The 23,966-nt window shown below is 65.6% G+C and carries 21 protein-coding genes; 16 read left to right on the forward strand and 5 right to left on the reverse strand.

Annotated elements, in window-relative coordinates; all coding sequences use genetic code 11:
* Positions 1-163 precede the first annotated feature (163 nt).
* Positions 164-1,582: an MFS transporter gene (locus tag UG56_RS04910; RefSeq protein ID WP_084100519.1), complete on the reverse strand. Its 1,419-nt coding sequence runs from the start codon at positions 1,580-1,582 to the stop codon at positions 164-166.
* Positions 1,579-2,580 carry a 2,3-diaminopropionate biosynthesis protein SbnA gene (gene sbnA, locus UG56_RS04915; protein WP_045546847.1) on the reverse strand — a complete coding sequence of 334 codons (1,002 nt, stop codon included), beginning with the start codon at positions 2,578-2,580 and terminating at the stop codon, positions 1,579-1,581. Before sbnA ends, UG56_RS04910 begins: the two co-directional genes overlap by 4 nt.
* An 807-nt stretch (positions 2,581-3,387) precedes the next feature.
* On the opposite strand from sbnA, the gene UG56_RS04920 reads away from it, so the two are divergent.
* From UG56_RS04920 to UG56_RS04940, 5 genes are all read left to right on the forward strand, one after another.
* A complete protein-coding gene (locus tag UG56_RS04920; protein WP_045546846.1) occupies positions 3,388-3,846 on the forward strand; it encodes a hypothetical protein in 459 nt (152 codons plus the stop codon).
* 23 nt (positions 3,847-3,869) lie between these two features.
* Complete coding sequence (locus UG56_RS04925) at positions 3,870-4,097, forward strand: hypothetical protein (protein ID WP_143054914.1); 228 nt, start codon at positions 3,870-3,872, stop codon at positions 4,095-4,097.
* A 114-nt stretch (positions 4,098-4,211) separates the two neighbouring features.
* On the forward strand, positions 4,212-4,679 hold the full coding sequence (locus UG56_RS04930; RefSeq protein WP_052693083.1) for a hypothetical protein: 468 nt from the start codon (positions 4,212-4,214) through the stop codon (positions 4,677-4,679).
* Between the two features lies 1 nt (position 4,680).
* Positions 4,681-6,009, forward strand: coding sequence for a hypothetical protein (locus UG56_RS04935; RefSeq protein WP_256206441.1), 1,329 nt, complete (start codon positions 4,681-4,683; stop codon positions 6,007-6,009).
* Between the two features lie 667 nt (positions 6,010-6,676).
* Positions 6,677-7,573, forward strand: a complete 897-nt coding sequence (locus UG56_RS04940) for a substrate-binding periplasmic protein (RefSeq protein WP_256206442.1) — start codon at positions 6,677-6,679, stop codon at positions 7,571-7,573.
* A gap of 581 nt (positions 7,574-8,154) precedes the next feature.
* Here UG56_RS04940 and UG56_RS04945 read toward each other — a convergent pair.
* Complete coding sequence (locus UG56_RS04945) at positions 8,155-9,168, reverse strand: AraC family transcriptional regulator (RefSeq protein WP_256206443.1); 1,014 nt, start codon at positions 9,166-9,168, stop codon at positions 8,155-8,157.
* 123 nt (positions 9,169-9,291) lie between these two features.
* On the opposite strand from UG56_RS04945, the gene UG56_RS04950 reads away from it, so the two are divergent.
* The 10 genes from UG56_RS04950 to UG56_RS04995 all read left to right on the forward strand — a co-directional run bounded on the left by UG56_RS04950 (position 9,292) and on the right by UG56_RS04995 (position 19,776).
* A complete protein-coding gene (locus UG56_RS04950) occupies positions 9,292-9,612 on the forward strand; it encodes a 2Fe-2S iron-sulfur cluster-binding protein (protein ID WP_045546844.1) in 321 nt (106 codons plus the stop codon).
* 23 nt (positions 9,613-9,635) lie between these two features.
* Positions 9,636-11,024: a cytochrome P450 gene (locus UG56_RS04955; protein ID WP_045546907.1), complete on the forward strand. Its 1,389-nt coding sequence runs from the start codon at positions 9,636-9,638 to the stop codon at positions 11,022-11,024.
* Positions 11,021-12,223 (forward strand): NAD(P)/FAD-dependent oxidoreductase, encoded by a 1,203-nt coding sequence (locus UG56_RS04960; protein ID WP_045546843.1) that lies wholly within the window; start codon positions 11,021-11,023, stop codon positions 12,221-12,223. Before UG56_RS04955 ends, UG56_RS04960 begins: the two co-directional genes overlap by 4 nt.
* On the forward strand, positions 12,220-12,942 hold the full coding sequence (locus UG56_RS04965; protein ID WP_045546842.1) for a transglutaminase-like domain-containing protein: 723 nt from the start codon (positions 12,220-12,222) through the stop codon (positions 12,940-12,942). The genes UG56_RS04960 and UG56_RS04965 overlap by 4 nt, the downstream gene beginning before the upstream one ends.
* A complete protein-coding gene (locus tag UG56_RS04970; protein ID WP_045546841.1) occupies positions 12,942-14,471 on the forward strand; it encodes an aldehyde dehydrogenase family protein in 1,530 nt (509 codons plus the stop codon). Before UG56_RS04965 ends, UG56_RS04970 begins: the two co-directional genes overlap by 1 nt.
* Complete coding sequence (locus UG56_RS04975) at positions 14,468-15,304, forward strand: SDR family oxidoreductase (RefSeq protein ID WP_256206444.1); 837 nt, start codon at positions 14,468-14,470, stop codon at positions 15,302-15,304. Before UG56_RS04970 ends, UG56_RS04975 begins: the two co-directional genes overlap by 4 nt.
* Positions 15,305-15,347: 43 nt before the next feature.
* Positions 15,348-16,415 carry a BtrH N-terminal domain-containing protein gene (locus tag UG56_RS04980; RefSeq protein ID WP_045546840.1) on the forward strand — a complete coding sequence of 356 codons (1,068 nt, stop codon included), beginning with the start codon at positions 15,348-15,350 and terminating at the stop codon, positions 16,413-16,415.
* 81 nt (positions 16,416-16,496) lie between these two features.
* On the forward strand, positions 16,497-18,128 hold the full coding sequence (locus tag UG56_RS04985) for a long-chain fatty acid--CoA ligase (protein ID WP_045546905.1): 1,632 nt from the start codon (positions 16,497-16,499) through the stop codon (positions 18,126-18,128).
* A 66-nt stretch (positions 18,129-18,194) separates the two neighbouring features.
* A complete protein-coding gene (locus tag UG56_RS04990) occupies positions 18,195-18,761 on the forward strand; it encodes a PaaI family thioesterase (protein ID WP_084100522.1) in 567 nt (188 codons plus the stop codon).
* 373 nt (positions 18,762-19,134) lie between these two features.
* Entirely contained in the window at positions 19,135-19,776 is a 642-nt protein-coding gene (locus UG56_RS04995; RefSeq protein ID WP_256206445.1) for a lysophospholipid acyltransferase family protein, read from the forward strand.
* 444 nt (positions 19,777-20,220) lie between these two features.
* On the opposite strand, the gene UG56_RS05000 is transcribed toward UG56_RS04995, so the two are convergent.
* Complete coding sequence (locus UG56_RS05000) at positions 20,221-21,378, reverse strand: acyl-CoA dehydrogenase family protein (RefSeq protein WP_045546838.1); 1,158 nt, start codon at positions 21,376-21,378, stop codon at positions 20,221-20,223.
* Between the two features lie 97 nt (positions 21,379-21,475).
* On the opposite strand from UG56_RS05000, the gene UG56_RS05005 reads away from it, so the two are divergent.
* The gene (locus UG56_RS05005; protein WP_218145132.1) at positions 21,476-22,147 is read left to right on the forward strand and encodes a TetR/AcrR family transcriptional regulator; all 672 of its coding nucleotides are present in this window, start codon (positions 21,476-21,478) and stop codon (positions 22,145-22,147) included.
* A 405-nt stretch (positions 22,148-22,552) separates the two neighbouring features.
* Here the strand turns inward: UG56_RS05005 and UG56_RS05010 are convergent, their stop codons facing one another.
* Positions 22,553-23,794 (reverse strand): PucR family transcriptional regulator, encoded by a 1,242-nt coding sequence (locus tag UG56_RS05010; protein WP_045546837.1) that lies wholly within the window; start codon positions 23,792-23,794, stop codon positions 22,553-22,555.
* Positions 23,795-23,966 lie beyond the last annotated feature (172 nt).

Genomic DNA, 23,966 nt, shown 5'->3' on the forward strand with positions numbered 1-23,966 from the left:
CTTTTGTGCGGACGGTCCGCTCATACTCTGTAAACGGCTCTTCATGATCCGGGGTTTAGTTGCGGTTTTTATATGATGGTTGCGGTCTGTACGGTGGGCTGTCCTTCGTTGTGTTCGGGGTCAGGCCCTGACGCCATGCCCGCCACAGGGTGTCGACTCGTCATCAGCCGGCTCTCGAACGAGGGTCGCGCGGCCGAGCGGTTGCAGCGTGCGGCGAGACAGCTGGGACGTGCCCCGGACCTTGACCGCGTACTCGCCTTCCTGGCCGGCTCCAATTGCGGAGTCGCGGCCTGCGAGGGCCTGCAAGGCGACCGCCGGAGCGGGTCCGCCAATGCTGCGGGACGAAGGGAATCGCCGGGACCCGGGCTGATCCGCTGCCAGCCGCACGGGCGGCGGCGATGGCCGGCGCGGAGAGGAGCAGGGCAGTAGCGGCGACGCAGATGCCTGTGATCAGCACACCGACGGACGGCGTCAACAGCACCATCGCGCCTCCGGCCAGGAGCGGGCCGAGGAACTGCCCACCGAGGAGGAAGCTGTTGGCAACACCGACATAACCGGCGCGTTCGTGTTGGCCCGCCCTCTGGGACGCGTACAACAGCAGCGACTGAGCCAACGCCGCGAAGCAGAAGCCCTGGATGAATCGCAGCGGCACCAGCGCCGGCAGCCAGCCCACAGCCGCCTGGGCGAGCACCGTCACCGCAGTGATCCCGCTCGCGATGACGAGCGTGCGCAGCGGGAGGCCGGTCCTGTCGTTGACCCTGCCCCACCACAGGGAGCCGACCAGAGTGCCACCCCACATCACCGCATGGAGTCCGCCCACCCACGGCCCGGCTTGCTGGGGCTCAGCCACCAGCTCGGTGACGAAGCCGGCATAGATCGGGATCAGCCCATAGACGCCGAAGAAGGCCAGGAAACCTCCGGCCAGCGGGATCCAACCGATCCGGGCGCCTACCGATACGAGGCCGGCACGTACAGGTTCTGCCCCCGCCGGCGACCGCCGCGCATCGTGGGGGTTTCGTAGCCGAACCACGCAGACGGCGCCGAGCAGCAGTGCCGCGAGGGCGATCCCGATCAGCAGCGGTCGGAGGTCTCCCGTCGCCACCAGCATGCCGCCCGCGACCGGCCCGGCCAGAGCACCGGCGGCGGTGGCGCTGTAGGAGCGGCCCAATGCGCGCCCGCGACTGCCCTCGGAGGCAGCCGATCCCACGTACGCAGCGGCAGCCTCGACCACGCCTCCGAACGTGCCTTGCACGATCCGTGCGGCCAGCAGGCCGAGTGGGCTGCCGGCAGCGGCCATCAGCGCCATCGCCAGGCACAGGCCCAGGAGGGCGCGGACCACCATCCACTTGGGACCGATGCGGTCACCCAGTCGGCCCCACAACGGCGTGGTGATCGCCAGCGGGAGGGCGGGGGCCGCGATCGCGGCCCCCGCCCAGACCCCGACGGTGGCATCGGAGGCACCGAGTGAGGCCATGTACAGCGGCATGATCGGCACCAGCGCCATCAACCCGGCGGTGTTGACGAACTGGGAGATCCACAGCAGACCCATGTCCGTCCGCCGCAGGACTGGTTGCTCTCTCATGCCCGGGTGGAGACATCCAGTCGCTGACCTGCCACCCCGCCAACCGTGGAGACCATCTCGAGCCACTGGTCGTCATAGACCAGATCGAGATACCTCTCCCCGCGGTCCGGCAGCACGGTCAGGATGCGACTCCCGACCGGTGTGGTCGGCAGGAACTGGGTGATGGCTGCGATCACCGCCCCCGAGGATCCGCCACCGAGGACACCCTCGGTGGCAACCAGATGTCGGCAGCCCAGCGCAGCTCGGGCATCGTCGACGTGGACCACATGGTCGATCTCCCCGCGGCTGAGCAGCTCCGGCACGCGGCTCGCTCCGTAGCCAGGAATCTCACGCGGCGCCGCAGGCGTGCCGAAGATGACCGACCCGACGGCATCGACAGCCACCACCTGCATCGCGGAATACCGCTCCCGAAGCCGCCTGGCCAGTCCCAGGATCGAACCGGTGGTGGAGACCGCCGCCACCAGGTAGTCCACCGGGGTCTGGATCGCGTCGAGGACCTCGCGGCCGCTGGTCTCGTAGTAGGCGCGCCAGTTGAGATCGTTGGCGTACTGGTTGACCCACACACTGTCCGGGCTGGATTCCGCCAGTTCCCTGGCACGCCGGACCCGGGTCTGCAGATAACCGCCACTCTCGTCACGCTCGGTCACCAGGTCCACCTCGGCACCTACTGCCCTCAGTAGCCGAAGGTTGGTCGAGGTGGTCTTCGGGTCGACCACCGCGGTGAACGCCAGCCCGTGGAGTCCGGCCATCGTCGCCAGGGCGACACCGAGATTCCCCGAGGTGCTCTCGACGAGCCGCATCCCAGGTCGCAGGTCGCCGGAGGCAAGTCCGGATTCGATGATGAAGCGCGCCGGCCTGTCCTTCATGCTCCCTGCGGGGTTGAGCATCTCGAGCTTCGCAATCACCTCGCGGTCGGGGTCCGGGAAGCAACGTCCCAGCCGGAGCAACGGCGTATCGCCGACGCACGTCGTCAGGGAGTCGTGGATGTTTTCGGGCATGCCAAAGTTCCTTCGTTCATGAAGTCGAAAAGTGCTGGAGGAGGAATAGAAGGGTGTCGCCAGGACCCCTGGCTCCTAGACCTGCTGCACTCCGAGTTCGCGAACGAGATGAGGCGTGCTCCGTGGCTGACCCACAGGCCCTTGGGACCGGATGAGTCCCTCGGGACGCGGGAGGACCCACAGGCAGCCCAGCGCAGGCACCAATGCTGAGGCTGTGACTCCGAGACGCGACTGGGTGACCTCGCCGCACTCCACCTCGTCATGGGGATGGTCGACCGTCAGCACATCCACGACATCGGCGGCTGAGGGTGTCGACGACTCTGTCACCGACTCGACAACACCATGGCCGGAATCACCGTGGTGTCCGCTGTGCATGCTCAGCAGGTGCACCGCGAACACGATTGCGGCCACCAAGGCCACCACCACACGCGGACGGCCCCCGGAGAACGGGAAGCGACGAAAACGGTGAGAGAACACCGCGTTGGCTCCCGAGACCATACGCCCCCTTGCGTCGTCATCCTCAACAGTCCGGCGCGGCTCAAGTTAGCAGCCGATCCTGAAGAAACCCTGACACCACGATGTGTCCTATCGTGGCGTCTACGACGGCGAGCAGCTCATGCGGGGCACAACCTCGACATGTCATCAAGGACACACACCACCGTGCCGTTCTTCCAGATTTGGCCGGTCGGGGTCGACCTCCCGATCTCAAGTCCCTGACAGGCTGCACCCATCGACCACGGTTACCGATGATGATCCCGTCGGGGTCCACATGCGGAGATGTGAGCGGCGATCTGTCAGGATCGCGGTGTGGGTGATCTGCATGCCGGCATCGGCCTGCGGCTTGCGCGCGGTGTCGTCACCGCCGTCGTGGCCGTGGGAATCGGTGTGCTTTGCCACGTCTGGGCCGGCGGGCTGTTGCCCTCCGTGCCCTGGTTGGTCGCCGTCTTCGCGGGGGTTGCGGTCGTCACCATCGCTGCGATGGGGATTCCGGTCGGCGCGCTCCGAGCGATGGTGTTGGTCGGCGGGGGCCAGTTCGTGACTCACGCGATGCTCACCGCGCTCGCCGGTCACAGTGGTGACCACGAGCATCATCATTCGCCGGCGGACGTGGTCGTTGGCTCCGTTCAGGCTACCGACGCATCCGGAGTCGGCAGGCAGGGCTCGCTCTATGACCTGTCGATGACGCCGACACCCCGGGGACTGCGCCGCATTGGCTCTCGCGCATCATCGAGGACTTCACAGGACCGCATCTGGCGATGGCGCTAGGACATCTTCTAGGTGCATTGCTCGTGGCGTGGTGGCTCGCGCAGGGGGAGAAGGCGCTGTGGCGGCTCGTCCTGCTGGTGGCCGCAGTCGCTGTCGGAGGTCTCGGCGCGCTGATAGCGCGCAGCAACCTCTCGCCGATCGAGACACGATTCCCCGCTGCGCCTGCGGCTCTGCCGACCCGACCACGCCTCCACCTGGCACCTCTGACCGGCGGCGTGGCCCGTCGTGGTCCGCCTGTCGTCGTGATCTGACCCTCCCCCCTCGTCCGGTTGCGGACGAGTGCTCGCCGCGCCGGGTGCACGCCATGCGACCTCTCGCGGCGCACGCGAGCGACCCTTCGGACACGACTCACGAGAGAGGCACCCATGCCTTCGTTCCACCGCCCCTTCGGGCGAATCAGCGCCACCGCCGCTGTGACCTTCACGCTCGCCCTCGTCCTCGCCGCGTGCGGGAGCACCGGTGAGGATGCCGCGCCAACCGCAGAACCGAGCGACGCGACGACGTCGGTGACCCCTTCGGCGGCCACCTCGTCCGGCGCGCTGGCCGGCACTGCGCCCGAGTCAACCGATCGCGGGCCGCTCCTCACGGTCACGATCAACGGGGAGGAGGTATCGCCCAACGTCGAGGAATTCGAGCTCGGCACCGGAGAGAAGCTCTTGGTCGAGGTCGACTCCGACCGGGCCGGAGAGTTGCACGTCCACTCCGCCCCGGAGCAGTTCATCGAGTTCGCCGCCGGGACCACCAACACCGAGATCGTCGTGAACACGCCAGGCACCGTCGAGGTCGAGGATCACGAGACCAGCGCTGTCGTCGCCATCATCGAGGTCCGCTGACGTGTTCCCACTGATCCTGCCCATGCACGGCCTGGGCGGGGGAGCAGACCTACCCATCCCCGCATCCTTCGCGATAGCGGGCGGCACCGCCGCCCTCGCGCTGTCCTTCGTCGTTCTGCTCCTGGCGTGGCGTACACCGCGGTTCGCGACCCCCGGCGGAGAACGAGCCATCCCCTTCGAACTCGCCGCGATCCTCGATAGTCGCAGCTGGACCCTGAGTGTCCGTGTGCTGGGGATGGTGTTCTTCGGCTTCATGCTCTGGCCCGCGCTATTCGGTCCGGACTTGCTGAACAACCCCACCTTCGGCGTGGTCTACGTCTGGCTCTGGGTCGGGGTCGTCCCGGCCTCTCTGCTGTTCGGGCGCTTCTACCGCGCCGTCAGCCCGGCATGCACGGTGCACCTCGTGCTCTCCAAGGCTGCTGGACGACAACCCTCCGAAGGCACGCGCCACTACCCGGCCTGGCTGGGCTACTGGCCCGCAGCGGTCGGGCTGTTCGCCTTCGTCTGGCTCGAGCTCGTCTCTCCCCAAGCGACCTACCTGGGTCCGGTACGTACCTGGTTCGCGTTCTACCTGGCGGCGATGCTGCTCGGCGGCGTGATCTTCGGTGAGCGATGGCTCGAGCGCGCCGACCCGTTCGAGGTCTACTCCACCCTCCTGGCCCACCTCTCACCATGGGCGCGCAACGACCAAGGCGACCTGGTCTGGATCAGTCCATTGCGTCACCTCGCCCGCGTCCCGGGCGAACCCGGACTCGTGGCCACGGTCGCCGTTCTTCTCGGGAGCACCGCCTACGACAGTTGGCGCGAGAGCGTGACCTGGATCCGGTTCGTCCAGTCCGGCGGCATCGATCAGACCGTATTGGGGACGGCCGGGCTCCTGACGGCGGTCACCGTGGTGGGAGTCGTCTTCATGGCGGCGTCGATGGCAACAGGGGTCGATGACGGCGCCGATCGCCGTCGGGTCCCACGTCAGCTTGCGCACTCCATCGTCCCGATCGTCGTCGGCTACATGGTGGCGCACTACCTGAGCTTCTTCGTACAGGTCGGCTCACAGACTCTGATCCAGATCAGCGACCCGATCGGAACCGGGGCGAATCTGTTCGGCACGGCGGACTGGGAGGTCAACTATTGGTTCTCCCAGCACGCGACGCTCCTGGCCTCGACCAAGGTGGTTGCCATCGTCAGCGGTCACGTGCTCGGTGTCATCGCCGCCCATGACCGTGCCCTGGAGATCCTCCCTCGACGACACCAGGTCGCCGGCCAGCTGCCGCTGCTCTTCACGATGGTGCTCTACACCTACATGGGCCTCTACCTGCTCTTCGGAGCCTGACATGAGCCCAGCCCCTGACGCCGGACTTTCGACCCGACCCCCACAAGGCGTCTCGACATGCTTGCCCGATCCCTGCAGCAGATGGCCGGTCGTCGCCGCCATCGGCGCGGTGCTCGTCTTCGTCGCGGCCCCTGCCCGCGCAAACGGCATTGGCAGCGACACGTTCGCGCGTCGCGTAACACCGGTTGGACCGGCGTACTGCGATGGAACGCGCGGGGCTGGAGTTCCTGGAGACCTTCGACGGCCTGGCGAACCGGAGCGAGCCGGCCTGCGGACCGGTCGCGTACATCGTCACGTGCGGCGGCGCCGCGCGTCTGCCGGAATGACACCAACAAGTTCCATCACGGACACCGCTGGGCTAGACGCGTCCGCCAACATCAGAGACTCAACGGCTTCGTCTTACTCCACGGCAGAAGAGAAGTCGAGGACCACCGCCGATGACAACGACCCGATCGACTGACGACAGAGACTCAGATACCCGGGCAGGTATGCCCGTTTGGGTCCATTTGATGACGATAAGTCCCGCATGGTGGACAGGGTGGCATGACTTACCTCACGTCTTGCGGTCAGAATCGGTGTCGACAATTCGCCCTGGCGCCAGACCTCTGGACGTCAGAGCGAGGGCCCCTTTTGGATTTGGCAACAACTCGGCCACATCGTGGTTGGCATGTTCGGTTCTCGGTGTCGATCGCGCGGCTGGCCTCACCCATCCCCCGAACAGGATCCCCCTCCTATGAACCACACCAAGCTCGTGGTCGCCACTGCCGGCACCCTGGCCCTCCTGGGCGCAGTCATCTTCGGCGGACAGCTTGCCAACCCCGCCCCCACGACGACCAAGCAGGCGACTGACAGGGCGAGCGCCTCGGTCGGCGGCACGCTTCGGATCGGTGTGACCAGCGCCGAACCGGCCTACTACAAGGCCGACGGCGTGACCAAAGGCTTCGACTACGAGATGGCACGCGGCGTCGCCGACCAGATGGGCACCGAGCCCGAGTTCGTGGAGATGGAGCTCAACAAGCTCTTCCCGGCCCTGAAAGCGGGCAAGATCGACATGATCGGGGCCCAGGTCACCAAGACCACAGATCTGGAGCGAGACTTCGACTTCAGCGCGCCGTACTTCGAGACGTACGTGTCCTTCCTCGTCCCCAATAACTCGACCATCCACACGCGGGGCGATGTCCACGGCAAGACTATCGCGGTCGTTGCCGGCACCATCCAGGAACGCTACCTCCAAGACCAGTACCAGCAGGTCGACATCGTCAAGGCCCCAGACGCAGCTGCCGCGGTCGAGATGATCGGACGAGGCGAGGCCGACGTGTTCTGCTCTGGCGCTCCCTACGTCGAATCGATCATCAAACGCGCGCCCATCGCGTTGAACGAGCCGATCCGCTACCGAGCCAAACAGGCGCCGATCGGCTTCGTGATCCGGTCGGGCGACCCGCGCAAGGAGCAGATCGACGCAGCCATCGAGGACATGATCCGCAGCGGTGAGTGGCTCAAGATCAAGACGACCTACTTCGAGCCAGACCCGCTGGCCGAGATGTTCCAGGAGAAGGGCGCCTGACCCGGCCGCCGCACTGTGAAGCACCCCGGGTTTTGCGAATGCCTTGCCGCCAGTTTCTCGTGTATCGACCGACGTACGTGGCGGTCAGTCCCGACCTTGATGCTGTCATGTCGGCGAAGGGCGTCCTTGATAGCGAGTATTTGGGGCAACCCGCCTCGACTTGCCGTGCTCATGGCTGGAAGAGCGTGACGCCAGGGCCGTGCCGGTCGGTGAGCTTCGTTTGGAACATCAGGTCGGGGAAGGCGCGATGAGCGTGTTCGGGCCAGGCGTCGGCGAGCAGATGCGCGATGTCCTCCAGCGGCTGTTCCTCGGCCGGGTCCGTCGGGTCGAAGACGTCTGAGCATGGTGGTCCTCATTCCCATCAAGCGCTGCGTGTGCTACCACATCGGCGGTGAGGTGGTGACCGGTCTTGCTCGGCGTTCAGTGCGAGCTTGCCGGTATGGCTCTGGAGACGGAGGGACGCAAGCCTTGTCGAAGCAGAAGTGGCTGACCACAGCACCAGATCGTCGCCCGAGCCACAGCACTCTCCGTGGCCCGTCGACATCGCCTTTTCGACCAAGCGCACTCGGCAGGCGGTTCGGTCACCAACTCTGGCACGCCTGTCGAAACTGGCTCGGAGACTGGCCAGTCCATCGTTTGAAGGCGTGTGAGAAGTTGGTGAGGTCGCTGTAACCGAGATCAGCGGCGATCTCGCTGACCGACATGGATCGGTCGAGCAGCCGTAGTGTGGCGCGCTCTAGCAAGGACGACTCGAGCAGTTCGCGAAACGTCGTGCCCTCCTCGCGGAGGCGTCGCTTGAGAGTGCTGGCGGACATGGAGAACTCATCAGCGACCGTCTGGCTACTTTTCAGTCCGGAACCCTCGTCCAACGACGTTCTTACCTTGCTCGAGAATGACGTGGCCCCGATTCGGTGGTCGAGAGATTGCCGCAGATCGGCAATGGCGAGCCGGTACGCGATGGGGTCGGAGAACCGGCAAACCTCATTCAGCATCGGAGTCGGCACATGGAGGAACGTCATTGGGGCGTTGAAGATCAGGTGCCCCCCCAGCGTGTCCACATGCTGAGCCATGGAGGCCGGGGCTGGCCAACTGATGTGCAGCCTGACGCTCGACACGTCGCCGACGAGCATCTGGATCAATCGCAGGAGCGCCGAACCGCAGTAGGTGACGACCAGGCAGTCCAGCTCCGGATCGCCAGTGTGGCCTGTGAGCCCGACAGTGAGGCCCTCGTCGTTCGGGTGGAACCGCGTACTGACGGCTGTCGAGATCAAGGGCAGGTAGGTGAGTAGTTCCATGATCTCGGATACCGAGCCTGCACTGATCAGGGGAAGGCTCAACGGGCCAAAGGAGGTCAACTGAGCCTGTTCTGCGAACGCGTGGCCGAGGTGGGTTGCCTGGTCGGCGTCGAGTTCGGGGTAGACCTCCCGGAACCATCGCACCGGGGCTTGGCCGTCCAGCTGCCGCAGGGTCGCCTCGTCGGTTTTTTCGCGTGCCATGATGCTGCGGAAGCGCGCGGCTGCGTCCGCGTCGACCGCCCGACTCTCGAGCAGTTGCGCGAACATGACGTAGGGCACACCCGCTTCGCCGAGGTTCACCATACTCCCCTTGTGAGCCGAATTCACAACATCTTGACACGGGTGACCATAGTCACAGCGGCCATCCGCGACAAGAGTGTGACCAGGCATTAGCACCTAAGGACATCGCACCAGGAGTTGGTTATGGCAGTGGTTACGTTTGTGTCGCACGGCGGTGAGAGGCATGAAGCGTCGCTGGAGGCAGGTCGGTCGCTGATGCAGATCGCGACCAACAATGCGGTTCCCGGCATTGACGGTGACTGCGGGGGCGAGGCCGCCTGCGGGACCTGTCACGTGATCGTCGACCCGAAATGGTCCGAGCAGGTCGGCCTCTCCGGCGCGGACGAGGAGGAGATGCTCGCGATGAACCCCGAACGTCGACCGACCTCCCGGCTGTCTTGCCAGATGATGGTTTCGACCTCATGGGACGGCTTGACCGTCGAACTGCCTGAATTCCAGATGTGACGATGAGAGAGGGATACGACGTGATGAAGATTTCCGACGCGATCACCGCCAAAGTTCAGTCAGCCATCCCGATGGAGCGGCAGATCCAGGGCGCGCATATCTATGACAAGACTCGGCGATGGATGACCGGGACCAACGGGGAGAAGATCTTCGTCGAGGCACCGATTCCGCCGGTCGAGGACGTCGAACTCGCCGACATCGACCTCAGCAATCCTTTCCTATACCGGCAGGGCCATTGGAAGTCCTACTTCGAACGCGTTCGCAACGAGGCTCCGGTTCACTTTCAGCCCGACAGCCCGTTCGGTCCGTTCTGGTCCGTCACGCGGCACGCCGACATCATCGCAGTCGACAAGAACCACGAGCTCTTCTCCGCTGAGCCGTTCATCATCATCGGCACCCCGCCGCGTTTCCTCGACATCGAGATGTTCATCGCGATGGACCCACCACGACACGACCTGCAGCGTCAGGCCGTGCAGGGTGTGGTCACGCCGAAGAACCTGCGCGAGATGGAGGGTCTGATCCGATCGCGCGTCCAGGAGGTGCTCGACAGCCTTCCCGTGGACCAGCCGTTCGACTGGGTGCAGAACGTCTCGATCGAACTGACCGGCCGAATGCTCGCCACCTTGCTGGACTTCCCGTACGAGCAGCGCCACAAGCTCGTCTACTGGTCAGACCTTGCGTCCTCGATGGAACAGGCAAACGGCGGGCCGTCGGACAACGACGAGGTGTTCGAAGGAATGCGCGACATGGCGCGAGGTCTCAGCGCGCTCTGGCATGACAAGGCGGCCCGGACAGCTGCCGGCGAAGAGCCCGGCTTCGACCTGATCACCATGTTGCAGAGCAACGAGAACACCAAGGACCTGATCAACCGCCCCATGGAGTTCTTGGGCAACCTGGTGCTGCTCATCGTCGGAGGCAACGACACGACGCGGAACTCGATGAGCGGCGGCGTTCTTGCACTCAACCAGTTTCCTGACCAGTTCGAGAAGCTGAAGGCCAACCCCGACTTGATCCCGAACATGGTCTCGGAGATCATCCGCTGGCAGACCCCACTCGCCTACATGCGCCGGATCGCCAAGGCCGACACCATGCTGAACGGCCAGTTCATCCGCAAGGGCGACAAGGTCGTGATGTGGTACGCCTCTGGCAACCGCGACGAGAGTGTGTTCGACCGCCCCGACGACTTGATCATCGATCGGCCCAACGCACGCAACCACATCTCCTTCGGCTTCGGCGTCCACCGCTGCATGGGCAACCGGCTCGCCGAACTGCAGCTGCGGATCCTCTGGGAAGAGCTGCTCCCGCGTTTCGAGAACATCGAGGTCGTCGGTGAGCCTGAGTACGTACAGTCCAACTTCGTACGGGGCATCAGCAAGCTCATGGTCCGTCTCACCCCGAAGCCCACCGCATGACCCTGCAGCGGGCCGTCATCGTCGGGGCAAGCCATGCCGGTGCCCAGCTCGCAGCCAGTCTGCGTCAGGAAGGGTGGAACGGGGAGATCGTCCTGGTAGGCGATGAATCGGCTCTGCCCTACCAACGCCCGCCGCTGTCGAAGGCCTACTTGGCAGGGAGGAGCACGCTTGGGGAACTGGCGATCCGCAGCGCGGAGTTCTATGCCAAGCAGGAGATACAACCACTGCATGCGACGGTCCAGGGGATAGACCGCACGGCAGGTCGCCTCGTGCTGAGCAGCGGCGAGTCACTCGCCTACACCAAACTCGCTCTGTGTACGGGCGCCCGTCCTCGACGGCTTCGCACCCCGGGAGCCGACCTGGCCGGGGTCTACTACCTGCGCACTGCCGCAGACGTCGAACTGATTCGAGAGGCCGCCACCCCCGGGGGCAGGGCCGTGATCGTCGGCGGGGGCTACATTGGGCTGGAGACGGCCGCCTCGTTGCGTGCGCTGGGTCTGGAAGTCACCGTTCTCGAGGCGGCCGAGCGTGTTCTCGAACGAGTCACCGCTCCCGAGGTCTCTGCATTCTTCGAGCGGATCCACCGGGAGAAGGGCACCGACGTTCGGACGGGCGCCCTGGTCGAGGCCCTCACCGGCGATAGCCGGGTCCGCGAGGTGGTTCTGTCCAGCGGCGAATCAATCCCTGCCGACCTCGTTATTGTCGGCATCGGCGTTGAACCGAACACCGACCTCGCCTCAGCAGCAGGTCTGCTTGTCGACGACGGCATCGTTATCGATGACCGGGCCCGGACCAGCGACCCTGGCATCGTCGCCGCCGGCGACTGTGCGAGCCACGACATGGCGCGATACGGCCGTCGGATCCGTCTGGAGTCCGTCCCCAGCGCGGGCGAGCAGGCCAAGGTCGCCGCCGCGACCATGTGCGGGAAGTCCAAGGAGATCACTGCACTTCCATGGTTCTGGTCAGATCAGTACGACCTCAAGCTCCAGATCGCCGGACTCAACACCGGGTACGACGAAGTGGTCCTCAGCGGCGATCCGAGCCGGGACCGCGACTTCACGTGCTTCTACCTCCGACAAGGCGAGCTGCTCGCGGCGGACTGTGTCAACCGCCCTCGCGACTTCATGTTCAGCAAGCGTGTCATAACCGACCCGACTATTCCCGTCGATGGGCTGCCGATCACCCTGGAGCACAGGTGAGTCAGATACCAGAGTCGTTCCTGGAGGCGACCGAATTCCTCGACATCGAGCACGAGGCCGTCCGTACGTTCGCCGCCGCCTCGATCGGTGACGCGCGCACCGACCGAGACAAGGCGAAACGCCTCTTCGCTGCCGTCCGCGACCAAGTCTGGTACGACCCCTACACCGTCTCGGACGATCCCGCCCATTACCGAGCGAGCTTCGTCCTCCAGGCCGGCCGCGCCTACTGTGTCCCGAAAGCGGTGCTTTTGACCGCGGTTTGCCGTGCGGCAGGGATTCCGGCACGGCTGGGCTTCGCCGATGTCCGCAACCACTTGCAGACCGAAGCATTGCGAGCGCGCATGGGCGGCACCGACCTGTTCGTCTATCACGGCTACAGCAGCCTCCATATCGATGGCAGGTGGCTCAAGGCGACCCCGGCGTTCAACACCGAACTGTGTGCTCGTTTCGGTGTTCCTCCCGTGGAGTTCGACGGCGAGCACGACGCTCTGATGCACGCCTTCACTGCGGACGGAACCCAGCACATGGAGTACGTCCGCGAGCGCGGCGTCTTCGACGACCTGCCCTTGGTCACCATCCTGGCCGAGCTTCGGGACACGTATGGACCGATGGTGGATACCTCCGCGCATCCGGTCGATGACGCATTCACCGACCAACCCACAAGTCAGACCAGGCCCGGTGGAGCTTTCCGCGGGTCCCACTCATCCCAGGAGGCCTGATGAGCACGACGACCACAGCAGCCACCCTGGAGGTGCGGAACCCATCCGACGACGGTCTGGTAGGAACCGTCCCCGTGGACGATCGTGAGGCCGTGAACCGCGTCGCGGCTGAGCTCCGCCTCGCCCAGGACGCATGGGCCGAGGCTGGTCCGCGGCAGCGTGCACGGTGGCTGCGTCGGTGGCGCGACTGGATCCTGGCTCACACCGATGAGCTAACCGACCTGCTGCAGGCCGAGACGGGCAAGGTACGCCCTGACGCACTCGTCGAGACGACAGCGTCGTGCGAATTCATCACCTACTACGCCGACCATGCCGAGGACTTTCTCGCCGATGAGAAGGTCAAGTCCTCGGGTCTGCTGAGTCTGCCGAAGAGACTGTCCAAGACCTACCAGCCCTACCCCCTCGTCGGACTCATCACTCCGTGGAACTTCCCGATCACCCTCTTCCTCATGGACGCAGCACCCGCACTCGCTGCCGGCAGTGCAGTCCTTGCCAAGTCCTCGGAAGAGACGCCGTTGACCTGCGCGCGGATCATCGAGGGCTGGCGTGAGATCGGCGCCCCGCCCGTTCTGGCACACGTCGCGGGGGCCGGCGACACCGGTGCAGCAGTGGTTGACGCCGCTGACTTCGTACAGTTCACCGGCTCCACCGTCACGGGTCGCGCGGTCGCCGTTCGCTGTGCTGAGCAGTTGAAGCCGTTGAGTCTGGAACTGGGCGGCAAGGACCCGGCGATCGTGCTCGAGGACGCCGACCTTGCTCGTGCGGTCGAGGGCGTCGCCTGGGGCGGTCTGTTCAACGCAGGGCAGGTCTGTATTTCCGTCGAGCGGGTGTACGTGGTGGCAGCAATCTACGACGAGTTCGTGTCTCGTCTGGCCCAGCGGGTACAAGCGCTGAGCCAAGGTGTGGCGCCAGGAGACGATGTCGGCGCAATGGTCACCGCGAGGCAGGTCGACATCGCGGATCGCCACGTCAACGAGGCAGTCGTGGCCGGTGCGAAGGTCCTGGCAGGCGGCACCCGGGGTGCGGCCGGGAACTACTACGCGCCGACCGTCCTGGTCGACGTGGACCACACGATGGCGTGCATGACCGAGGAGACCTTCGGCCCCACAATCCCGGTGATGCGCGTCGCAGACGAAGACGAAGCCATCAGACTGGCCAACGACTCGCCCTACGGATTGTCGGCGACGGTGTGGACTCGCGACCACGCTCGTGGGCAGCGGGTCGCACGACGTTTGGACGCGGGTGCGGTCAACATCAACGACGTCTTCAGCAACCTCTTCGCCATGACCCTGCCCCACAGTGGCTGGAAGGCCTCGGGGATCGGCGCCCGGCTCGGAGGAGCCTACGGGCTGCACAAGTACTGCCGGGTCCAAGCGGTCACCGAGCCGCGACTCCCCGTGCTCGCACGAGAACTCACCTGGTACCCGTACTCCTCCCGGCGTACGGCCATCGCCGGAAAGGTGTTGCGCGCGGCAGCCGGGCGCGGCCTGCGTCAACGCCTCGGCCTGAACAAGGAGCACAACAAGTGACGAAGCGCACCACGACCATGGCAGCCAAGACGATCGCGATCACCGGCGGAGCACGCGGTATCGGTTACCAGACCGCGGAGGAGCTGATCCGACGAGGCCACCGCGTCGCCATTGGCGACGTCGACGAGGCACGTGCCAAGGAGGCCGCAGACGAGCTCGGATTGTCTGTCGTCACCCGCCTCGACGTCACCGACCCCGACTCCTTTCGGGCCTTCCTCGACAGGGTGGAGAAGCAGCTCGGCTCCCTCGACGTCCTGATCAACAACGCGGGCATCATGCCCACCGGGCACGCTCACGAGGAAGATGACGCTGTGACTCGCCGGCAGGTCGAGATCAACGTCCTCGGAGTGATCTTCGGGACAAAACTCGCCTTGCAACGGATGCTGCCGCGGCGTTCCGGGCACATCATCAACACTGCATCGCTGGCCGGCGAGCTCGCAGTGCCCGGTTTGGCGACCTACTGTGGCACGAAGTTCGCCGTCATCGGTTTCACCGAGGCATCCCGACAGGAATATCGCAAGTCCGGGGTCCAACTGTCCACCGTTCGACCCACCTTCACCAACACCGAGCTCGTCGCCGGAACGGCCGGAGCCAAGGGGCTACGCAACGCCGAACCCCAGGAGATTGCCCGGGCGACGGCCGACTTGATCGAGCGCCCCCGTCCGTTCGTGCGCGTCACCCGCCTCGCCGGCGGCATGGTCGCAGCGATGAAGTTCGTGCCCGGACGGGTGGCCGCCGGACTCGGCTCCGCCCTGGGCACGGACTCGGTGTTCCTCGACGACGTCGACGTGGAGGCCCGCCAGGCCTACCTGGATCGAATCCGGAACAACTAGTCCCCATCTCCGAACCAGCCCGCCAACACGCGAAGGACGTCACATGCCCCTCAGAACCCTGATCCAGGACTACCCCCATCGGATGGGCGGACACTGCGGTTCGGGCGCCATGCGGGATCTTCTCCACTGGCACGGTCTCGGGTGGGACGGACCGCCCGATGAGGGACTGGTGTTCGCGCTCGGCGGCGCCTTGGGGCTGTCCTACCTCCGGTCGAGCGACCTCATTCCCCCGCTGTATCTGGTGGGCCGAGGGGCCGACTTCGAAGTCGAGTTGCCTCTACGCCTCGGCGGACTGGTGCAAGTTCTCACCACCGACGATCCCGAGGAGGGATGGTCGTGGGTTCGCGACGAAGTCGACGCCGGCCGACCCAGCCTCATGTGGGGCGACATCGCCGAACTGCCGTACCTGCGGGTCCAGTTGCAGATGAGCCGCCACGACATTGTGGTGATCGGCTACGACGACGCCAAGGGGATCGCCTTCGTCGTGGACAACGACCGCGCCGAGGTGCAGGAGGTACCGCTCGAAGCATTGGCTCGGGCTCGGGCCTCAACAGCCTTCCCACAGCCGACGCGTCACTGCACGTACCGCATCACTTGGCCTCGCTCCGTTCCAGCAGTTGCGGGCGTGGCGGCAGGGGCATTTCGCCAGTCCGCCGCCAACATGCGCCACCCGTCGCTGCACGGCATCGCCGATCCCACAGCAGCGGCGATCGGCGCCGAGGGCCTGGCAGCGGTCGCTCAGCTGGCGGAGGACGTCGAGACCTGGACCGAACTTCCCGACGACGAACTCGAGATCCTCCTGTTCAGCCTTGGTGCCTTCATCGAGAAGGCTGGCACCGGTGGCGGGCTCTTCCGACGCCTGCTCGCCGATGGGTGCACTGAGGTCGCACGGCTGACCGGCGACCCCGCGACCGCAGAGCTTGCAGTTGCCGCCACCCGTTGCGCGCAGACCTGGACCGATACCGCACGCGCCGCGATCCAACGCGACACTCACGTCCGAACTCGGGTTAGCGACGTCGCCTCGATGGCCAGTCGACTGCCGGAAGTCGAATTGCGCCTGGTCGAGTCCCTGGAGCTTGCCGCAAGCTCTTTGAACACTGCAGATCACTGATCGGCGGCTGTTTCCCGGACACGTGGCGAGCCCCGCCCGAATCGATGTCCGTCCGAATGTACCCACGATGAAGGAATGTTCATGCAGAGCACGATGATGAATGCCCCGTTGACGACCACGGCGATTCTGCGCCACGGCTCGAGCGTCCATGGCTCAGCAACCGTGCGGACCTTGCAGCCAGATGGGTCCGTGAAGGTCGGCACGTTCGCTGAGGTTGGCCGCAGGGCTGCTCAGTTGGCCAACGCGTTGCGCGGCTGTGGGATCACGGGCGACGAGCGCGTCGCGACCTTCATGTGGAACAACCAGGAGCACGTGGAGGCCTACGTGGCGGTGCCTTCGATGGGCGCGGTGCTGCACACCCTGAACCTGCGCCTCACCTCGGAACAACTTGTCTACATCGGCAATCACGCCCAGGATCGAGTCGTGATCGTCGATGGCAGTCTGGTATCCCTGCTGGCTCCCGTGTTGCCGCAGATCAGAAGCGTGCACACCGTCGTGGTGACTGGCCATGTCGATCTCGCCCCGCTGCGCCGCGATGGGGTCACAGTCGTGGGTTACGAGGAGTTCATCGCTGCTCAGCCCGAGACCTTTGACTGGCCGGACCTCGATGAGCATTCAGCAGCGGCCATGTGCTACACGTCCGGCACGACCGGCAACCCCAAGGGCGTGGCCTACAGCCACCGGTCGACATACCTGCACTCGATGGCGGCTTGCGCCGCCGACGGCCTTCGAGTCAGCTGCGAGGATCGCATCCTGTCGATCGTGCCGATGTTCCACGCCAATGCGTGGGGCCTGATCTATGCGGCGTTCATGGCAGGTGCCGACCTGCTCATGCCCGAGCGGTTCTTGCAGGCCGAACCACTGGTGCGACTGATCGGTGCCGAGAAGCCGACGATCGCCGGCGCGGTCCCGACAATCTGGAACGACGTCTTGAACTTCTTGGATTCGAACCCGGGCCACGACGTCTCCTCTCTCGGTCTCGTCGCCTGCGGTGGCTCTGCGGTGCCCCTGCACCTGATGCAGACCTTCGAGGAAAAGTACGGGGTCCAGATCCTCCAGGCGTGGGGGATGACCGAGACCTCTCCGTTGGCCGCCATCGCACATCCTCCCGCATCGCTCGACGAGCAGGAGCGGTGGCGTCTGCGCGCCACCCAAGGCCGTCCGGTGGTGGGAGTGGAGTTGAGGATCGTCGACGACGCCGGCCATGAGCTTCCTCACGACGGCGAAGCGGTGGGGGAACTGCAGGTGCGCGGCCCCTGGATCACCGGCACCTATTTTGGCGAGGAGGATGACGGGGAGAAGTTCCACGACGGCTGGCTGCGCACCGGTGATGTCGGTCGCATCGATTCACGGAGCTACGTCACGCTGACCGACCGCACCAAGGACGTGATCAAGTCCGGCGGAGAGTGGATCTCCTCTGTTGAGCTCGAGCTACTGCTTGCCGGGCATCCCGACGTCCTGGAGGCCTCCGTGATCGGGGTCCCAGACACGAAGTGGCAAGAACGGCCACTGGCTGTGGTCGTCGTACGCGAGGGCAGGGAGCCCACGCCGGGCCAGCTCCGCGCGTTCCTCGAGGGCAAGGTGGCCAAGTGGTGGCTGCCCGAGCGCTGGTGCTTCGTCGCGGAGGTGCCCAAGACCTCGGTCGGCAAGTTCGACAAGAAGCGCCTGCGCTCCTTGCACGCCGACGGCGAGCTGGCCGTCATCGAAATCTGAGAAGTCTCGCTCTATTCGGAGAACTCGAGGCAAGGTGAGAGAAGAGGAGGCATACGCGTGGCGGCAATGTTCGACCATGGCCACCAGCAGGCGCCCGCCGGCAGTGGCGAAGGGAAGGTGCGCGGCGATGTGGAAGTGATCTCTCGGTGGACGGAGCACCTCGTCGGCCGGGACACGGTGGAGATCGGCCAGAGGCTGCCACCACACTCCCCGGACTGCGCAGGGTGCGGGCCCGGCAATCCCGCCGGCCTGGGTCTGGAGGTCGTGCGCACCGCGGCGGGCGTCGAAGCGGTCCACCGCTTCTCCGACGCCCAAGTAGGTGCCCCGGGCATCGCGCACGGAGGAGCGGTCGCCCTCGCCTTTGACGACCTCTTCGGATTCGCCCTGTACACGGTCGGCTCCCTCGCCGTCACGCGCAGCCTCACCATCGAGTACCACGCCCCGTTCTGGCTGCACCGTCCCTACACATTCTCCGCGCACGTCGCCCAGCGTGAAGGACGTCGGCTGCTACTACGCGCTGACGCCTGGGACGACGCTGGTCAGAAGGCGGGGTCAGCCGCGGCTACCTTCGTTGTGGTCAGCCTTGGACATTTTGCCGCGGGCGCCGAGCAAGTGATGGGTCGGGACGATTGAGAACCGTTGACACAACCTCCCGAGGTTCGCGCCCCGACGCTGGCCGATCATTTGGGCTGAGGAGAGATCGCGAATGCCATTGTGAATTCGCGGTAGATGGCCGGAAGGAGAGACTGGGAGAGCGACGTCCGGACCGAACGGATACTGCGGCCTGGACTGGCATCGGGGGGCGGAGCTCTGACCTCCATATACCTGCACCCATCCCCAAGAGTGCGGTCTCGTGCAGGCTTTGCACTGCGCCGTGCGAAGGCGACATCGATGAGAAGGACCCGACCACCGTCGATGTGCGCACCGACTACCTGTGTGCCCAGCCCATGATGGGAATCCGGTGAGGTTATCCGGAACGCGACCTGGGTGGGGCGTGGCGTGGTGGGTGGCCTTCTTGGTCTGCAAGCCCGTGCTGATTCTGGTGCGACGTCGGGACTGGCGTGGACTTGAACAGATCCCTGCGAGCGGCGGGGTTGTGCTTGCCGCGAACCACGTCTCTCATGTGGACCCGCTGCTCATCGCTGAAATGGTGCTCGCGCAAGGCCGGACGCCAGCGTTTCTGGCCAAGAGCAGTCTGTTCGGACAGGGGATCGTCGGACGGTGGTTCCGAGCCGCCGGGCACGTGGAGGTGGATCGCTCTCATGGCGGGGATGGATTCGGCGCCGCATTGACAGCGCTTCGCGGCGGTGCACTTCTCGTGGTCTATCCCGAAGGATCGATCACGAAAGACCGTGACGGCCACCTGCTGAATCTGAAGACAGGCGCCGTGCGACTGGCGCTCGAGTCCGGAGCACCACTCATTCCGGTGGCGCAGCGAGGGGCCCAAGAGATCCTACCCGCCTATAGCCGACGCCCGCGGCTGTTCAAGCGGCCCACCGTCACTATTGACATCGGTCGCCCTCTGAACCTGACCGACCTCAGGCAGCGCGGACCTGAGCCGGACGCGGTCCGCGCCGGTACGGGGCGACTCGCCGACACTCTGGGGCAGATGGTTGAGGAGTTGGCAGGCGGGCAGCGTGCGGAATGACCGCCATGCGTCGGTTCGCCGCATGGCGGTCATGAGGTGCCGACGAGCGAGAGACAACTCGGCACCGGGCAGCACGCCATTTCTGGATGCGCAACCTGCGTGGTCGGCCGCCTCTTTGTCGGGCCGACGGGGGCAGGCGGTCAGCTGCGCGAACGCCAGCCGTGGCCGGATCGCTCCGACCATCCGGTGACGTGGCAATTGAATGTCGAGTCGGAGTCAGACCTCAAGCCGGGACCCCGGACCGATCTCAAGGGTCTGTCCGGGGTCCATCAACTGTGGTGGGTGTGCTGCGCTTGAGGTCCGAACTCGGGCCTTCTTTGGCCAGGGAGGGCTGGCACCGCCCGGGCGACCTCCACTCGCCCATTTCGCTGGCGACCGACACCGACGTGGCGACACCGGCCGATTCCCGGTGAGGCGTTGCGAACGCGCGAGTCGAGACCCAAATCAGTTGGGCTTCGGCAGAGAACGGGCGATGATCTCCTTCATGATCTCGGTGGTGCCGGCGTAGATCTGACTGATCCGCAGGTCGGTCCACGCTCGCGCAATCGGATATTCCTCCATGTAGCCGTAGCCGCCGTGGAGTTGGAGGCACGTGTCGGCAACGTGTTGAGCGCGCTCCGAAGCCCAATACTTCGCCATTGCAGCGGTCGGGACATCGAGCCCGCCCTCCACATGCAGGGAGATACATTCGTCGATGAAGGCGCGAGTCACGCGGGCCTCGGTGGCGACCTCGGCGAGCTTGAACTTCGTATTCTGAAACCCGAAGATCGGCCTGCCGAATGCGTCGCGCGACAACGTGTACTCATGCGTGAGGTCGAGCATCAGATCCATCGATGCGGCGCAACTGATGGCGACGAGGAGGCGCTCCTGTGGGAGCTGCATCATGAGCTGAATGAAGCCCTGACCTTCCTCTGTGCCGAGCAGGTTGCTGGCGGGGACGCGCACGTCGTCGAAGAACAGTTCGCAGGTGTCTTGTCCCTTGAGGCCAATCTTGTCCAGTACCCGGCCGCGCCGGAAGCCCTCGGAGTTGGTCGGCACGATGACCAGCGAGACACCGGCCGCGGCCTCGTCGGGATTGGTCTTGCAGGCAAGCAGAACCATGTCCGCGTGGTAGCCGTTGGTAATGAAGGTCTTGGCGCCATTGATGACGTAGTCATCGCCATCGCGAATGGCACGGGTCTTGATTCCCTGCAGATCCGAACCGGTGCCGGGCTCGGTCATCGCGATCGCGGTGACGACCTCGCCGGACGCCAACTTGGGGAGCCACTCCTGCTTCTGCTCCTCGGTGCCGTAGTGCAGCAGATAGTGCGCGACGATGCCACTGTGCAGCGATGCCCCCCAGCTGCTGTCGCCGACGCGTGCCTGCTCCTCGATCAGAATCGCCTCGTGATGGAAGTTGCCGCCGCCGCCGCCGTACTCCTCCGGGATGGACGCGCACAGCAGACCGAGGTCGCCCGCTCGTGTCCAGAGCTCGCGGTCGACGCGTTTGTTCTTGATGAAGCGGTCGATGTTGGGCTTGATCTCCCTCTCGCAGAAGGTTCGGGCGAGATCGCGGAAGTCGTCGAGGTCCTGGGTCATCCAGGGCGAACGGCGGCCGGGCATGGGTCCTCCAAAAGGGGTCGTGGGTGCCGGGTACAACCTGTACCATGTTACGGGTACCGACTGTACCCGCGCTAGTGCGATGGGTTAGATTACGGCCGTGGATCTCTCGAAGTGGGTGGACACGGCCGTCGTGCGCCGGTCGACCGCGCACGACTCCCACCGTGCCCCGCGACGCGAGCAGATCGTGGTCGCCGCGGCTGGCGCGATCGAGGAGTACGGCGCCGGGGTCGGCACCGCCCAGATCGCCGAGCGAGCCGGGGTGGCGCGACCTCACGTCTACCGCCACTTCAACAGTAAGGACGACCTCGAGAGCGAGGTGCTGCGATTTGCTGCTACCCAGCTAATCGAGACCGTGCGTCCCGCGATGCGGCACAGCGGCACCGCGCCGGTGATCATCGAGGGTGTGATCGAGGCTGCCGTGAGGTGGGCTGCAGAGCATCCGAACTTGTATCGATTCATGGCCGCCCGCCAGCAGACCAAGGCAACTCATCGGGCTCGGCTGGGGCGCACACGATTCCTGGGGGAGGTTGTGGCCGCCACATCGGCGTACTTGCGCACCCCTGACATCCAGGTTGACCCGCCTGATGGCGTCATGGCGGGGCTGATGGGCATGGTCGATGCTGGCATCATTTGGTGGCTCGACCACCACGACGAGTCCCAGGATGAAGTCGTCACCCGGATCGCCCACCAAGTCTGGTTGGTCATGCGTGACCTTGCCCAGAGTGTGGGGCTCGCGATCGACAACGAGAGCTTGCTTACTGTCCAATGAGGACGGAGGCCGTCGCCTTGACCAACGAGTTCGCGGGCCCTGTCCCCAAGAACCCGTCCCACCAGTGTGTCGGTGAAGTCCCGAGCGTTCAACCAGGTCATCCGCAAGGGGATCCTTGGAAGTAACTGCCGGCGTCACGCCTCGGGCCACGCTTGAGGCAGGGAGTGGCTAACGGCCGGAGGAACCGACGCCAGCCGAGTAAGGGCTCGTGCCCACGAGCGGCGCGTGCCGGAAGGGGAGCACCTCATGCCCTTCTGTTGCTCCTCGCTCATCAGGTGGCCGAGCTTCAGCTCGACTACCTCCGCCGGCTCCTTCGTGGTCGGTCCGTGCGACGGAGTGGGCGTCGCACGCGCTAGGCTGAGCGCCCACCTGTCACGGTGTGAACGGGCCGCCGTGATGGGCGGTTCAGTCCTGACTCTCGGGTGTGTGGAAGAACTCGCGGTGCTGGATCGCCAGCCGGAGCTCGTCGCCGGCCTTGGCCACCGGCCGGTCGAGCAGCTCCTCGGCCCGGCCGAGCCGATATCGGACGGTGTTGCGGTGCACACAGAGCTCCTCGGCGGCGTCCTCCACGTTCCCTCCGTGCGACAGGAAGGCGAGCACCGTCTCGCGGGTCCGTGCCGTCGGCTCATCGGGTGATCCCAGCGGCCCCAGCACACGGTCGACGAACCGGTCGACCTCGGGACTGCAACCGAGCAGGGCGAGGAGCTCGACCCGGTCGTAGCGCGTGACCAGAGCCGACGCACCGCCGCTCGCGGCGATCCGCCGGGTGCGCCGTGCGTCGTCGTGGCTGCTGACGAGCCCCTCCTGGCCGGGCGCAGGCGCACCGGCGTACAAGACGGCGCTGATGCTCTCCAGGCTGGGACTGAGCTCGTCGAGAGCGTCTAGGTCAGGCTGGTCACGCGTGCCGACCCATGCCCACAGCTGGCGCCCGCCGGGGTGCACCATGAGAGGATTGCTCCCGCCGAGCCTGCGGGCGACGTCGAGGACGATCTTGTCGAGCTCGTCGATCGCGTATGCATCGGCCGTCTCCAGGATCAGGGCCGTGTGCTGCACCGACATCGGATAGCCGCCCAGTGCAGCCGAGGTGCGGCGGGCGTCGGTGGACTCCCCGGCCAGGAGCGCCTTCACGACCTCGTAGCGTTGTGCCGCCACGCCCTTGGAGTGCCGAGAGGTCTCGGCATGGAAGATCTCGGTGGAATCCGTGATCGCCGCGTCGATCCATGCGCTCGCGCGTCCCCAGAAGAAGATGAGCAGCGCAGCATGGTCGATCTGGCCGGCCGGCAGCGCGTTGACCACGCCGGTGACGTAGTGCCACGATTCCTGCTGGGCGGCTCGGTACATCTTGAGCAGGAGCTCCAACGGCAGCTGGCGACCGGCGACCTCGCGGGCCAGCCTGCTGCCCGCTCCCGGCAGGTAGGCATGGAAGGCGGGTTGGACGAACGCGGCCAGGAAGGCAAGCCAGTGTTCCCTGACTGCGTCGTCCAGGAGCACGACGAAGTCCGGCTCCAAGGCGAGCTCGGGCAGCTCGCCCCGGATCGCGCTGCTCGTCCGGGTGACCCAGCCGTCGATCATCTCCGGGCGTAGCTCGTCGGCGACGAATGCCGGAAGCCAGGCGGCGAGCTCGGCAGGAAATGTGTCGATGGTCAACTGAGATCCCTTCCGAGCGGGGTAGGCGCTAGGCGCGCCCTGGCTCGCCAGGCTATCCCACTTTGTGACCGCGACCACTTCATGGCCACAACGTGAGGTCACTTGGTGTGGCGCACAACCGGCGGGACGACATTTGGGCGCAATCACTAGAGGCCGCTTCGAGCCCGTTGAT

This window comes from Nocardioides luteus (assembly GCF_000960475.2).
Taxonomy (GTDB): domain Bacteria; phylum Actinomycetota; class Actinomycetes; order Propionibacteriales; family Nocardioidaceae; genus Nocardioides; species Nocardioides luteus_A.

Coding starts and splice junctions, on each gene's coding strand:
- UG56_RS04985 (WP_045546905.1), top strand. CDS start 16,497: ATGCAGAGCACGATGATGAATGCCCCGTTGACGACCACGGCGATTCTG.
- UG56_RS04960 (WP_045546843.1), top strand. CDS start 11,021: ATGACCCTGCAGCGGGCCGTCATCGTCGGGGCAAGCCATGCCGGTGCC.
- UG56_RS05000 (WP_045546838.1), bottom strand. CDS start 21,378: ATGCCCGGCCGCCGTTCGCCCTGGATGACCCAGGACCTCGACGACTTC.
- UG56_RS04910 (WP_084100519.1), bottom strand. CDS start 1,582: ATGAGAGAGCAACCAGTCCTGCGGCGGACGGACATGGGTCTGCTGTGG.
- UG56_RS04990 (WP_084100522.1), top strand. CDS start 18,195: ATGTTCGACCATGGCCACCAGCAGGCGCCCGCCGGCAGTGGCGAAGGG.
- UG56_RS04970 (WP_045546841.1), top strand. CDS start 12,942: ATGAGCACGACGACCACAGCAGCCACCCTGGAGGTGCGGAACCCATCC.
- UG56_RS04955 (WP_045546907.1), top strand. CDS start 9,636: ATGAAGATTTCCGACGCGATCACCGCCAAAGTTCAGTCAGCCATCCCG.
- UG56_RS04940 (WP_256206442.1), top strand. CDS start 6,677: ATGTTCGGTTCTCGGTGTCGATCGCGCGGCTGGCCTCACCCATCCCCC.
- UG56_RS04950 (WP_045546844.1), top strand. CDS start 9,292: ATGGCAGTGGTTACGTTTGTGTCGCACGGCGGTGAGAGGCATGAAGCG.
- UG56_RS04930 (WP_052693083.1), top strand. CDS start 4,212: ATGCCTTCGTTCCACCGCCCCTTCGGGCGAATCAGCGCCACCGCCGCT.
- sbnA (WP_045546847.1), bottom strand. CDS start 2,580: ATGCCCGAAAACATCCACGACTCCCTGACGACGTGCGTCGGCGATACG.
- UG56_RS04980 (WP_045546840.1), top strand. CDS start 15,348: ATGCCCCTCAGAACCCTGATCCAGGACTACCCCCATCGGATGGGCGGA.